The sequence below is a fragment of the Levilactobacillus parabrevis ATCC 53295 genome (assembly GCF_001434055.1).
Taxonomy (GTDB): domain Bacteria; phylum Bacillota; class Bacilli; order Lactobacillales; family Lactobacillaceae; genus Levilactobacillus; species Levilactobacillus parabrevis.
This window is the reverse complement of the sequence record NZ_AZCZ01000014.1, coordinates 27,897-40,224: the sequence shown is the minus strand read 5'-3', so window position 1 is coordinate 40,224 and position 12,328 is coordinate 27,897. Positions and strand designations below refer to the sequence as shown.

The 12,328-nt window shown below is 51.0% G+C and carries 12 protein-coding genes; all 12 read left to right on the top strand.

Going from position 1 to position 12,328, the window contains the following annotated elements; genetic code table 11:
• Nucleotides 1-181 precede the first annotated feature (181 nt).
• The 12 genes from trpS (at nt 182) to FD07_RS05125 (ending at nt 12,143) form a co-directional block, all read left to right on the top strand.
• The gene (gene trpS / locus FD07_RS05180) at nt 182-1,201 is read left to right on the top strand and encodes a tryptophan--tRNA ligase (protein ID WP_020089185.1); all 1,020 of its coding nucleotides are present in this window, start codon (nt 182-184) and stop codon (nt 1,199-1,201) included.
• Between the two features lie 20 nt (nt 1,202-1,221).
• Nucleotides 1,222-2,142, top strand: coding sequence for a Ppx/GppA family phosphatase (locus FD07_RS05175; RefSeq protein WP_020089184.1), 921 nt, complete (start codon nt 1,222-1,224; stop codon nt 2,140-2,142).
• A gap of 12 nt (nt 2,143-2,154) precedes the next feature.
• Nucleotides 2,155-3,417 carry a hydroxymethylglutaryl-CoA reductase, degradative gene (locus tag FD07_RS05170; protein WP_020089183.1) on the top strand — a complete coding sequence of 421 codons (1,263 nt, stop codon included), beginning with the start codon at nt 2,155-2,157 and terminating at the stop codon, nt 3,415-3,417.
• A 15-nt stretch (nt 3,418-3,432) separates the two neighbouring features.
• A complete protein-coding gene (locus FD07_RS05165; protein ID WP_020089182.1) occupies nt 3,433-4,398 on the top strand; it encodes a hypothetical protein in 966 nt (321 codons plus the stop codon).
• 94 nt (nt 4,399-4,492) lie between these two features.
• On the top strand, nt 4,493-5,191 hold the full coding sequence (locus tag FD07_RS05160; protein ID WP_020089181.1) for an NAD-dependent protein deacylase: 699 nt from the start codon (nt 4,493-4,495) through the stop codon (nt 5,189-5,191).
• 10 nt (nt 5,192-5,201) lie between these two features.
• A complete protein-coding gene (locus FD07_RS05155) occupies nt 5,202-5,528 on the top strand; it encodes a hypothetical protein (protein ID WP_020089180.1) in 327 nt (108 codons plus the stop codon).
• Between the two features lie 11 nt (nt 5,529-5,539).
• Nucleotides 5,540-6,388 (top strand): DUF72 domain-containing protein, encoded by an 849-nt coding sequence (locus FD07_RS05150; RefSeq protein WP_020089179.1) that lies wholly within the window; start codon nt 5,540-5,542, stop codon nt 6,386-6,388.
• Nucleotides 6,389-6,594: 206 nt separating this feature from the next.
• A complete protein-coding gene (gene metG / locus FD07_RS05145) occupies nt 6,595-8,637 on the top strand; it encodes a methionine--tRNA ligase (protein ID WP_020089178.1) in 2,043 nt (680 codons plus the stop codon).
• A gap of 952 nt (nt 8,638-9,589) precedes the next feature.
• A complete protein-coding gene (locus tag FD07_RS05140; RefSeq protein WP_020089177.1) occupies nt 9,590-10,369 on the top strand; it encodes a TatD family hydrolase in 780 nt (259 codons plus the stop codon).
• Nucleotides 10,356-10,925 carry a ribonuclease M5 gene (gene rnmV / locus FD07_RS05135; RefSeq protein WP_020089176.1) on the top strand — a complete coding sequence of 190 codons (570 nt, stop codon included), beginning with the start codon at nt 10,356-10,358 and terminating at the stop codon, nt 10,923-10,925. Before FD07_RS05140 ends, rnmV begins: the two co-directional genes overlap by 14 nt.
• On the top strand, nt 10,918-11,808 hold the full coding sequence (rsmA, locus tag FD07_RS05130) for a 16S rRNA (adenine(1518)-N(6)/adenine(1519)-N(6))-dimethyltransferase RsmA (RefSeq protein WP_020089175.1): 891 nt from the start codon (nt 10,918-10,920) through the stop codon (nt 11,806-11,808). Before rnmV ends, rsmA begins: the two co-directional genes overlap by 8 nt.
• Nucleotides 11,809-11,906: 98 nt before the next feature.
• On the top strand, nt 11,907-12,143 hold the full coding sequence (locus FD07_RS05125; RefSeq protein WP_020089174.1) for a Veg family protein: 237 nt from the start codon (nt 11,907-11,909) through the stop codon (nt 12,141-12,143).
• Nucleotides 12,144-12,328: the final 185 nt, after the last annotated feature.

Here is a 12,328-nt window from a genome sequence, read left to right as displayed (position 1 = left end):
AACGGTTTTAGCGTCGAATTGGGTCACGTCCGAACATTCAATCGATAATCAATTATCGCGGGGTCCCGTTAACGACAAAAGTGGTGGTCATAGTGATCACAATTTAGGTGGTACCGCGCAAGTTAGCGTCCTATTGGAGTCTTTCTCCAATGGGGCGCTTTTTCAGAAAGGAAGAGTATTAATGACTAAAAAGCACGTTATATTAACTGGTGACCGACCAACAGGTAAACTTCATATTGGACATTACGTGGGGTCTCTGAAGAATCGGGTTGCCCTGCAAAACACTGGCGATTACGATACCTTCATCATGATTGCCGACATGCAGGCGCTGACTGACAACGCCCGCGATCCCGAAAAAATCCGCCACAGCCTGTTACAAGTGGCGTTGGACTACTTGGCAGTGGGAATCGATCCCGCCAAGTCCACGATTCTTGTTCAATCTCAGATTCCAGCTCTTAGCGAATTGACGATGGCTTATTTGAACTTGGTCAGCGTTGCTCGGTTGAACCGGAACCCAACGGTTAAGACGGAAATCAAACAAAAGGCGTTCGGTGAAAGTGTCCCAGCTGGTTTCTTCATCTACCCTGTGAGCCAAGCCGCTGATATCACTGCGTTCAAGGCCGACACGGTGCCCGTTGGAGAAGACCAAGAACCGATGCTGGAACAGACGCGTGAAATCGTCCGCAGTTTCAACAGCATTTACCAACAAGAGATTCTGGTTGAACCAGAAGGCTACTTCCCACCTAAGGGACAAGGCCGGATTCCTGGGCTCGATGGTAATGCCAAAATGAGTAAGTCGTTGGATAATGCCATCTACTTGGCTGACAGCGCCGATGATATTCAGAAGAAAGTAATGTCGATGTACACTGACCCTGAGCACGTGCACATTGAAGACCCTGGCCACATTGAAGGCAATACTGTCTTTACGTATCTCGATATTTTTGCCGACGATACGGACCACGTTGCTGATTTGAAAGCACAATACCAGCACGGTGGGCTCGGTGATGTTAAAATTAAGCGGTATTTGAACGAGGTCCTTCAGGCCAAGCTCCAACCGATTCGCGACCGTCGCGAACAGTACGCTGCCAACGAGGATGCCGTTTACGATATCTTGAAGCAGGGTAGTGAAAAAGCTAACCAGGTTGCCGCACAGACGTTACACGAAGTTCGGCACGCCATCGGTATCGACTACTTCGGCTAAACTGAAACGGAGGAGAGTCTATGCAAAACTTAGCCATTGTTGATCTAGGATCGAATTCGGTCCGCATGGCCGTTAACGAACTCCACGATGACGGCACCTACCGCGAGGTTAATCGCGTCAAGGTGGACAGCCGTCTGTCGGAGGGCATGGGCCCCGAGAAAATTCTCCAACCGAAGGCGATGGACCGTACGATCAGTGCGTTGAAGTCGTTTCGACCGTACTACGAACAATTGCCAAACCTTGTCGTCAGGGGAATCGCCACGGCGGCGGTTCGTCAGGCGCGTAACCGGGATGAATTTCTCAAGCGTGTCGCGGTGGCGACCGATATTGACCTCGAAGTGTTATCCGGTGACCAGGAAGCCTATTACGATTACCTGGGGGCCGTGAACCGACTGAAGGTCAAAGACTGTCTGCTTCTAGATACCGGTGGAGCCAGTTGTGAATTGGTCCACGTCAAGGATGGCCGCGATGCCAACTTGATCAGCGTGCCGTTTGGCGCCGTCAACCTGTCCGAGCAATTTCGGCTGGATGACCGGGTGCGAGCGGTGGATCTGTTCTCCGCGCAAGTCTTCTTGCGTGAACGACTCCGCGATATTTGGTGGCTGAACGATGCCAAGCATTTACCGTTGGTCTTGTTGGGCGGCGCTAACCGGACGCTGGCCCGCATGAATCGGCAGCAACAAAAGATTCTACACGTGGAGAACATCCACGGGTACCGTTTGACCACTGAGCAAGTCATGAAGACCTTCGAACGCCTGTTACGGGTGCCGTTGGCCGAACGAAAACGTATCTCCGGCCTAGAACTAGACCGCGCCGATATTATTATCGGTGGGATGTTGCCATTGGTAACACTTTTACAGATGTTGGACTCCGATCGGGTTGTTTTCTCCGAGAGTGGGGTCCGCGAAGGCATTATTTCCGAATATCTCAGTCAACGCTAGGAGGAATGTCTTATGGCACAAACACCATTCTACCGGCTACCCTATGGGGCCCGGCGCGACTTGTTGGCTCAGCAGAGTCATTTAACGGTTCAGCAATTGGCGAAGATTGCCGCTAGACAGCGGTCAGCCGATGCTGATTTGATTGAAAATTACCTCACGACTTACGGTCTCCCTGAAGGAGTCGCCGTTAATCTACGGGTCAACGGTCAGACTATTGCCGTGCCGATGGTGACGGAGGAACCCTCTGTTATCGCCGCTGCCAGCAACGGAGGTCGACTGTTGACCAGCGAACGGGGGATCACCACCAAAGTTGAACGCCGCGAAGTCATGGGGCAGATCGTCCTGAGTCATGTTGCCGATCGTACCGGGGTCAAAGCCTGGTTGATCGCCCATCAAGACGAGCTCTTGAAGGTGGCCAACGAGGTTCATCCCTCGCTGATCGGTCATGGGGGCGGGGCCCGTTCGTTACGGATTCGTTGTATCCCACCGTACTGGATGTCGCTGGACTTGTTCATCGATGTCGGTGAAGCGATGGGCGCCAATCTGGTCAACACAATCTGTGAGGCCGTTGCGAATTACTTAAAGGAACATTTAACCGTCAACGTTTTGATGAGTATCTTAAGTAACTATGCGACTCACAGTCTAGTGACCGCCGAAGTGGCGGTACCGGTTGACCAATTGGCGACAAAAACCATTGATGGTACGACCGTTGCCCAACGGATCTGTGATGCCAGTGACTTTGCTGAGCACGATCCGTATCGGGCGGTGACCCACAACAAGGGTATCATGAACGGTATTGATGCCGTCGTCTTGGCGATGGGCAATGACTGGCGAGCCGTGGAGAGTGGTGCGCATGCCTATGCGAGTCGTCATGGAAGCTATCAGAGCCTCAGCCGTTGGTGGCTGGAGGACACAACGTTACACGGTGAACTGACCTTGCCACTAGCACTGGGTTACGTTGGTGGTGCCACGCGGGTCTTTCCGTTAGTGGTCATCAACCAGCAAATTGCGCAGATCACCTCGGCCCGTGAACTGATGGGTGTGACGGCAGCGGTGGGGTTGGCCCAAAATTTGGCAGCCCTGCGTGCGTTGGTGACTGATGGGATTCAGCACGGTCACATGCAATTACAATTAAAATCACTCGCGCTGTCGGTTGGCGCAACGCCGGGAGAAGTTCCGGCGGTGGTCGGCCGACTTCGCGGTAGCACACAACCGACGACGGCACAGGCTAAAGCGGCTCTGCTTGCTGTACGCCAAGCAAATTTAGAGAAATAGGTGACAACTTAAATTATGAAAGCAAAAGATGTTCAACTTAACGAGGCGGTCCAGGGATTATTGAATCAGGTCAACGCCATTTATCCTGGTAAAGTCGAAGTCCAATTCATTGGTGAACTCCAAGCTGGCTACGTGCGACACGACCAAGCCCAACAGATGCAAATGGGTAAGGACATTGCCATCCAAGTGGCTGACTTGACGGCGCCTAACTACACGGCTTCGCACGAATTACTCCATTTGTTAATGATTCTCTCTGGGTTCCCCCAAGTCTTCTTCTCATTAACGACGGGGCAGCCTAAGCTTGATGAACAGCTGATGATCATGGGAACCGAACTCTACGATATCGTGAGCCACTTTGTCGTGGTTAGCGAACAGCAGAAGCACGGCCTGATTACACCGGAGATCAAGGACCTCTACCTGGCCGGTGTGAAGGCCACCATCAAGCCAGAACCAACACCCGTCGACGATGAAATGACGTTACGGACGCTGACATTGCTGGATGCATTGGTCTTCTTCGGCCCCGATGATGCCAAGGTCATGACGGACTTCGAAAAGGATTACCCCATCAGTTTGGCTGCGGCTAAGAAGCTGTATGCAGTCATTACGGCCAAGCCAGTCGATTCACCATTCACGCTGCGCCGGAACGTGGTCAAGTTGTTCAAGGCCTTCGATGCCCAATTGGAAGCTTGGCATTTACCAGCGCTGCACAACACCGAATTCACCACGTTAACCAGTGTCATGTCCAAACGGCAACTCGGCTTGAAGGTCAAGCAAATCTTTGAATTGTATCACTCCGATATGCACGAAAAGAAGACGCAACGGCGGGCATACGTGGGCTTCAACCGGGCTGACGAGCAGAATGCTTTTGTGTTGCCATCACCAGCGCCTAAGGATGACACGCCAGATTACTTCACGAAGCTCTATGACATGACGGTTGAAGAACTCTTCAACAAACTCGAAATGCCATTTATCTTGCGGTAGACTGAGCGTAGATGTTTGTTTGTAACCCTAGCAGCCGCAGGCGAAGACAACAACGACAAGTTTAGAGAATCAAGACAAGGAAAGGATGATGGGGATGGAAGCGCGCTTACAAGCGACCTTTGATCAAGCTCAGCACATTGTATTCTTAACCGGGGCGGGTGTGTCTACGCCGTCTGGGATTCCGGATTACCGGTCCAAGAATGGTTTGTACACCGGCCATCGGAACGCCGAATACTATCTGAGTCACAGCTGTTTGGTACAGGAACCAGAAGTCTTTTACGATTATGTGAAGCAGAACCTGTACTATCCAGATGCCAAACCCAACGTCATTCACGAGAAACAAGCGGCCTTGACTCGGCAAAACCGGGCCACGGTCATTACCCAAAATATCGATAACTTGTACAACGTCGCGGATACCCAGCACCTGGTCGAATTTCACGGGAACCTCTATAACGTGTACTGCCAGATCTGTGGTGCCAAGGCCGACTGGCACGACTACCTAAAGTCGCCGTACCATGATGCCGATGGTGGCTGGTTACGGCCCGACGTTGTGCTGTACGATGAGGGCTTGAACACCACCAACGTGCAACGCGCGGTGGCGGCGATGAGTCAAGCTGATCTGGTCGTTATCGTGGGGACCTCCATGCGGGTCTATCCGTTTGCTGGCCTCCTCGATTACCGCAATCAACAGGCACAGGTCGTGGTCGTTAACCAAGAAAAATTAAACCTGGGCTTTACCTATGATATGGTTCAAGCCGACGCAACCGAGTTCTTCGACGCGTTGCGAGTCTGAGGGTGAAACGATGAGTCATCAAGAAGTCATTGCACAATTAAGAAAGTTAGTGCGGCGGTTGCGGTGGTTGAACGTGCTTCAACTGTTGCCAGACACGCTGCTGGTCTACAGTATCATTCAGTTGGCGTTTAGCGGCCAATTGGTGACGCTCTTTAATGCGACCTTTAATCGGCGCGAGGCCATCTTGGTGACGGTCATGTTTGCCTTAATTGATATCTGTGTGACGGCAATTCGGTATAACGACCGAGTTGCTGGTAAACGTTTGATCAGCCAACTGACGGGGCAATTGACCACGCCAGAAGTGGATTTGATCAAACGGTTTGAACGTTTAAAGTAAGAGGTGACAGGATGATTACGATTGGATTGACGACCTGGAAGGAACATCCCGCCTTGATTGGTGGGGAGGACCGCCCGGTAACGTTGAGTGAGTATGCAGGGCATTTTCCAGTCGTCGAATTGGATACGCCCTTCTACGGGATTCCCCGACAGAGCACGGTGGCGAATTGGCAGGCGGCGGTACCCGATGGCTTTCAGTACATCTTGAAAGCTAATCAAGTGATGACGCAGCATGACCAACGTAGCGCGCCTGCCACTGATGCGGAGCGAGCAACCGCCTTTATTCAATTTCGTGAGGCCATTCAACCCCTGGTCGACCATGACCAGCTGCGAACGGTTCTCTTCCAGTTTCCACCGTACTTTAACCGGACAACTGCGAATATCCAGTACTTACGTGACGTACGCGTTCAAATGGGGGACCTACCGGTGGCGGTGGAATTTCGTAGCCCCAGTTGGTTTGAAGAGCCGGGAATGACGGCTGATGTGACGGCATACCTACAATCGCTACGGATGACCAACGTCACGACCGATGAGCCCCATAACTTGAACAACGGAATCCCACTGGTTGAAACGGTGACAACCCCTGATCTAGCTGTTGTGCGCTTGCACGGGCGAAATGAACAGGGGTGGTTCAATCAGGGAGCGAGTTGGCGTAAGACACGCACGCTGTACAAATACAGTGAAGAAGAGCTGCAGGCGTTAGCGGACTTGGTTCGCCGGTTGGCGACGCAAGCCAAGGATGTTTGCGTGATCTTTAACAACAACTCCGGTAAGGATGCGGCACCGAATGCCCTGCGCTTGCAAGCTATTCTGGGCCTGCACTGGGACAATCTGGCGCCACAACAGTTGGATCTGTTCTGACTGAATTGTTGGCGTTGGGTGACTCCGGTCGTGGTGGTGACCCAAACGGTAAGTGTTCAAACGACTAAATCGAAAATTTGTAGCCTTAAAATCCCCGGGAACCGCTATGGCTCAACCGGGGTTTATGCTATACTGGATTAGAATTTAAACTGAAATTTAACCTAAAAATAAGGGAACAATTTAGAGCGAGGGAAGGCTTTTATTTTATGGCAGACAAACCAAGTTTTTACATTACCACGCCGATCTACTACCCATCTGGGCGGTTACACATCGGGAACTCTTATACGACGATTGCTTGTGACACGGTGGCTCGTTACAAACGGAGCAACGGTTACGACGTCTTTTTCTTAACGGGGACCGATGAACATGGTCTGAAGATTGAGGACAAGGCGAAGTCCCAAGGCCAATCACCACAAGAATACGTAGATGGCATGGCTGACGGTATCAAGCAACTCTGGAAGACGTTGGAAATTTCCAACGACAAATTCATCCGAACGACCGACAAGGAACACGTGGCGGCTGTGCAGGAAGTCTTCGAACGCCTGTTAAAGCAGGGCGATATCTACCTGGGCGAATACGAAGGTTGGTACTCAGAGGATGACGAAGAATACTTCACCGAAACCCAATTGGCCGAAGTCTACCATGACGACAACGGTAAGGTAATTGGTGGGAAGGCACCTTCTGGTCACGAAGTCTCTCTGGTCAAGGAACAGTCTTACTTCTTCAAAATGAGTAAGTACGCTGACTGGTTGCTGGACTTCTACCACAGTCACCCACACTTCATTCAACCAGAATCTCGGATGACTGAAATGATCAACAACTTCATCAAGCCTGGTCTGGAAGACCTTGCCGTTTCCCGGACGACCTTCACTTGGGGTGTGCCCGTTAAGAGTGACCCGAAGCACGTGGTTTACGTGTGGATCGATGCGTTGCTCAACTATATCACGGCATTGGGTTATACCAGTGACGATGAAAGTCTGTTCAAGAAGTTCTGGCCCGCCAACGTTCAAATGGTCGGGAAAGAAATCGTACGTTTCCACTCCATTTACTGGCCAATCGTGTTGCACGCACTGGGTATCGAAGCCCCAGACGAGTTGTTTGCGCACGGCTGGTTACTGATGAGAGACGGCAAGATGTCCAAGTCTAAGGGGAACGTGATTTACCCCGAGACACTGGTTGATCGTTACGGCCTCGATGCTTTGCGTTACTACTTAATGCGGGCAATGCCTTACGGAAACGATGGGACCTTTACGCCCGAAGACTTTGTCGACCGGTTGAATTACGATTTGGCAAACGACCTGGGGAACCTGTTGAACCGGACCGTTGCCATGATCAACAAGTATGAAGCTGGCAAGTTGCCTGAATTCAAGGCCGGCGTGACTGAATTTGACGCGGACCTCGAAGCTACTTCTGAATCCGTCATTGCTAACTACCATGACTTGATGGACAAGATGCACTTTGCCGATGCCCTTTCTGAAATCTGGAAGTTAGTTTCCCGGACAAACAAGTACATTGATGAGACAGAACCTTGGCAGTTGGCTAAGGACGACAGCAAGGCAACCGAATTGGCCGCTGTTATGGCCCATCTGGCGGCCAGTTTGCGAGTAATCGCGACGCTGATCAGTCCAGTCATGACGCACGCGCCCAAGGAAATCTTTGCCCAACTTGGCTTAGATCCAGCTACCATCGACATGGTTGACCTGAAGCTGGCTGATTTACCAGCTGGCAAACAAGTCGTTGCCAAGGGGACACCAATCTTCCCACGGATCGACGTGAAGGAAGAAGTCGACTTCATTCAAGGTCAGATGACCAAGTCTGAAAAGACGAAGGGCCGGGCCGCAATGGCTGCCAAGGCACAGGCTCAGCAGGAAGCTGCCAAGTCTGAGACCGAAAGTGACTCTGAGTTAACACTAAACAAGCCGGAAATTCGGTTTGATAAATTTGAAAAGATTGAACTGCGGGTCGCCGAAGTCAAAGCGGTCGACCACGTAGAAGGTGCCGACAAACTCCTGAAGTTCCAATTGGATGCCGGCGACCAAGGCAACCGTCAGATTCTGTCTGGGATTGCTCAATGGTATCCAGAACCACAATCGCTCGTGGGTAAAAAGGTGGTCATTGTGGCCAACTTGAAGCCACGGAAGATGCGTGGTCAGGTCAGCCAAGGGATGTTACTGTCCGCAGAACATGATGGTAAGGTCCAGTTAATCACCGTACCAAATGAATTGGTCAACGGTTCATCAGTCGAATAATGTTCGCATAAGCGTGGGCGGCGGGTCGATGAGACGCCAAACCCGCGTTTTTATGTCAAAAGAGTGTGGAAGAGGGCGGTTAGCTGGCGAGTATTAACGTCGTTGCGTGAAAAATCCTGAACTTGGATTTTTGACGCGGCGGGGTTAAGCGCAACCAGCTGCCCTCTGGAACACGTTTCGGCAAGGTGGTTAAAAGGTCGTCGCCTGCGCAACCAGAGATTCCGCCGGCTAAGCTAGCTTTTAACTGCGAGTCTCAATTGGCTGATAAGTTCCTGATGATAGCTGTGTGTGGATAGAGGGAAGAGTTATCCACTTACGAACTTATCCACCGGTGTAAAAGATATTGGCAGAATTATGAATGCCGGTAAAATGTGGACAACTTCCGCCACCTATAAACAGATAGGTGTACAAGTCGGTTGATAATTCAGCGAATTGTGGATGAAATTGTTCATAAGGTCTGCGATAATGGCGGTAGGCAGTGAAATGAGTGAATAAGTGCTGATTTTGCTGTTGATAACCGCTAACTTCAAATAGTTATCCACTTGTGAATAACTATTTTGGATAGCGATATCGCGTTTAGTCCGCAATGGTGGTATCTTTACTATCTGGTGATGGTTGTTTCTACGTTGTCAGCGAGGCTACTATAGGCTGATTTTGAGACTCTTAGTTGGGAGTCAGGTCAGTCATGATAGCGGGTTAACAACTCGTTTAGCCGGAGGAGGCCAGGATGGAGCCGGCCGTGACGATGGCGTTAGGACGGGGGATCTTGCCCGTTCTTACGCCATGGGACGAGCTTGGAAACTCGCGGGTTTGTGCGAGGTTTCAAGTCGAGGTTCAAGACCGAACTTTGGCTTGGACCGGTCCCCACAGCAGGCGGAATCCTGGCAGCCGCAGGCGGTAATCGTTACCAAAGTATCAAAGGAAAGTGTTTCACGGAAATAGGAGGATCATGATGAAAATCTTTGATTCACATACCCATTTAAATAGCGAAGAATTTATTAAAGAAGTGCCCCGCTACCTCAAGCAGGCGGCGGATCTAGGTGTCGTCAAGATGGTCAACATTGGCTCCAACACGCAGCTGAACGCCGACGCCATTAAGCTGGCGCATCAGTATCCACAGCTGTATGCGGCTGTGGGCTGGCACCCTGAGGATTCTAAGAATTACGATGCGGCGGCTGAAAAGGTTATGGAAGAACAATTAGCCGATGACCGGGTCGTTGCGCTCGGCGAGATTGGCTTGGACTACCACTGGGACAGTTCACCACAAGACGTGCAACGCAAGGTGTTTGCTCGGCAGGTCGCGATTGCCAAAGAGGTTGGCAAGCCCGTTGCCATTCACAACCGGGACGCCTTTGAAGATACCTACCGGATTCTCAAGGAAGGCGGCATCAGTGAAATTGGTGGTGTCATGCACAGCTTTAACGGTGATCCCGAATGGCTCAAGAAGTTCTTGGACCTGGGGATGCACATTTCATATTCTGGGGTGGCTAGCTTCAAGAACGCCCACGAAGTCCATGACTCCGTGCGGGCCACGCCACTCGATGTGATGATGGTTGAGACCGATGCACCCTATCTGTCACCGGAACCCCACCGTGGGGAACAGAACGAACCGGCCTTTACTCGGTATACGGTTGAAGCCATTGCCAAGGAACGTGACACGACGCCGGAAGAAATCGCAGCCGCCACTTACCACAACGCAGAGGAGTTTTATCAAATCAATGAAGAAGATTAAAGAAGTCCTCGTGGTGGAGGGCAAAGATGATACCAAATCAATCAATCGAGCGGTCAACGCCGACACCATCGAGACACGGGGTTCCGCTATCGATGACGATACGCTAGCCCTCATTGAAAAGTTAGCCGATCAGCGCGGCGTGATCATTTTCACCGACCCTGATTTCTCCGGCGAAAAGATTCGTAAGATTGTGGCTGAGGCCGTGCCGAATGCCAAGCACGCCTTTTTACCTAAAGCAGAGGGCCGTCCGGACAAGGCCGGTGGCTCACTTGGCGTGGAACATGCGAGTCCGGAAGCCATTCGGGCCGCCCTCGACCACGTGTATACCGAAACGACTGCAGCCCCCACGTTGATCACCCACGAAGATTTAATGGCGGCGGGCTTGATTGGCGGGGCCGGCGCTAAAGCCCGCCGTGAACAACTCGGTGAGCTTCTCCAGATTGGTTACGTGAATGGTAAGCAGTTGGAGAAGCGCTTGCGGATGTTTAGCATTCAACCCGCAGACTTCGCCGCTGCAGTGCAACAGATTCGTCAAAAGGAGGATTTCCATGAATAATAGCGTACCCGAAATTGGCTCACCAGCTCGTACCAAGGCCATCTTGTCCCGTTACCGTTTAGTGGCTAAGAAGAGCCTGGGACAAAACTTTCTTTCGGACTTAAATATCCTGCGCAACATCGTTAACGCTGCGGACGTGACTGACAACGACAACGTCATTGAAATCGGTCCTGGGATCGGAGCCCTGACGGAACAGATCGCTAAGCGGGCACGAAAGGTCGTGGCCTTTGAAATCGATGAAAACCTGTTGCCAGTCCTCGACGAAACGTTGATGGATTACGATAACGTCAAGGTGATCAATCAAGATATCTTGAAGGCAAATTTGCCGGCCGTCATTAAGGATGAATTCGAACCGGGCCACCCCGTGAAAATCGTGGCGAACCTACCGTACTACATCACGACACCAATTTTGATGGGCGTGTTGCAGAGCGGGGTCAGCTTCGATGAAATCGTGGTGATGATGCAGAGTGAAGTGGCTGATCGTTTGGTCGCTGAACCGGGTACCAAGGCCTACGGGTCGCTCTCCGTGGTCATGCAATATCGCGCCCACGTGGCCGTTGCTTTTGATGTGCCACGGACAGCTTTTATTCCACAACCGAACGTTGACTCCGCCATCATTCGCTTGACGCCGCGTGGGCCATTGCCAGTCAAACCGTACGAAGATCAAGCCTTGTACAAGTTCGTTAAGGGTTGCTTCGTGCATCGCCGCAAGACGTTGTGGAACAATCTTCAAGGGATTTTTGGAAAGCAGCCAGAAGTTCGTGAACGGATTGAAGCGGTCCTGACAGATGTTGGTATTTCGCAACAGTTACGGCCAGAACGGCTAACCTTGATAAATTTCATCGAATTAACCAACGCTTTTCACAATGAAGGACTTATGTAACCCTTTTCAATTGCGGATTCTTGCGGATTGTAGGCTAGTGTGGTATAATTTGCGTTTTTTGTGAAACCATGGTATCATGTTTCACAGAGGTGAAGTGCATGCCAACAAGTTTAGCGAACATTAAGAACAAACTGGACGAGCGCATTGGCGAAAAGTTAATGGTGATCGCGCAGGCCGGGCGTAAGAAGACAACAGAACGGCATGGAATTCTTCGGGAAACCTATCCAGCTGTATTCGTTGTGGATTTAGACCAGGACGAAAATTCGTTTGAACGGGTTTCATATAGCTATACCGATATTTTAACCAAAAACATCGAAGTTGACTTTGATGAATAAATAATTTGGCCAGTAAGGCCTTTTTATTTTGGCAAAAATTTAGAATTAAGGGTTCACGGGCACCAGCTAATCAGGAATTAGCGTGGGGCTTGGAGAACCCTTTTTATTTTCGCCACAACCATAGTATAATAGGCTTAATCAGATTCAGGAGAACGGTAGGCAGTGGCCTATCTGGAATTAAGGTG

Excerpts from the sequence above, each read along its gene's own strand:
- trpS (WP_020089185.1), top strand. The coding sequence starts at position 182 with ATGACTAAAAAGCACGTTATATTAACTGGTGACCGACCAACAGGTAAA.
- FD07_RS05175 (WP_020089184.1), top strand. The coding sequence starts at position 1,222 with ATGCAAAACTTAGCCATTGTTGATCTAGGATCGAATTCGGTCCGCATG.
- FD07_RS05170 (WP_020089183.1), top strand. The coding sequence starts at position 2,155 with ATGGCACAAACACCATTCTACCGGCTACCCTATGGGGCCCGGCGCGAC.
- FD07_RS05165 (WP_020089182.1), top strand. The coding sequence starts at position 3,433 with ATGAAAGCAAAAGATGTTCAACTTAACGAGGCGGTCCAGGGATTATTG.
- FD07_RS05160 (WP_020089181.1), top strand. The coding sequence starts at position 4,493 with ATGGAAGCGCGCTTACAAGCGACCTTTGATCAAGCTCAGCACATTGTA.
- FD07_RS05155 (WP_020089180.1), top strand. The coding sequence starts at position 5,202 with ATGAGTCATCAAGAAGTCATTGCACAATTAAGAAAGTTAGTGCGGCGG.
- FD07_RS05150 (WP_020089179.1), top strand. The coding sequence starts at position 5,540 with ATGATTACGATTGGATTGACGACCTGGAAGGAACATCCCGCCTTGATT.
- metG (WP_020089178.1), top strand. The coding sequence starts at position 6,595 with ATGGCAGACAAACCAAGTTTTTACATTACCACGCCGATCTACTACCCA.
- FD07_RS05140 (WP_020089177.1), top strand. The coding sequence starts at position 9,590 with ATGAAAATCTTTGATTCACATACCCATTTAAATAGCGAAGAATTTATT.
- rnmV (WP_020089176.1), top strand. The coding sequence starts at position 10,356 with ATGAAGAAGATTAAAGAAGTCCTCGTGGTGGAGGGCAAAGATGATACC.
- rsmA (WP_020089175.1), top strand. The coding sequence starts at position 10,918 with ATGAATAATAGCGTACCCGAAATTGGCTCACCAGCTCGTACCAAGGCC.
- FD07_RS05125 (WP_020089174.1), top strand. The coding sequence starts at position 11,907 with ATGCCAACAAGTTTAGCGAACATTAAGAACAAACTGGACGAGCGCATT.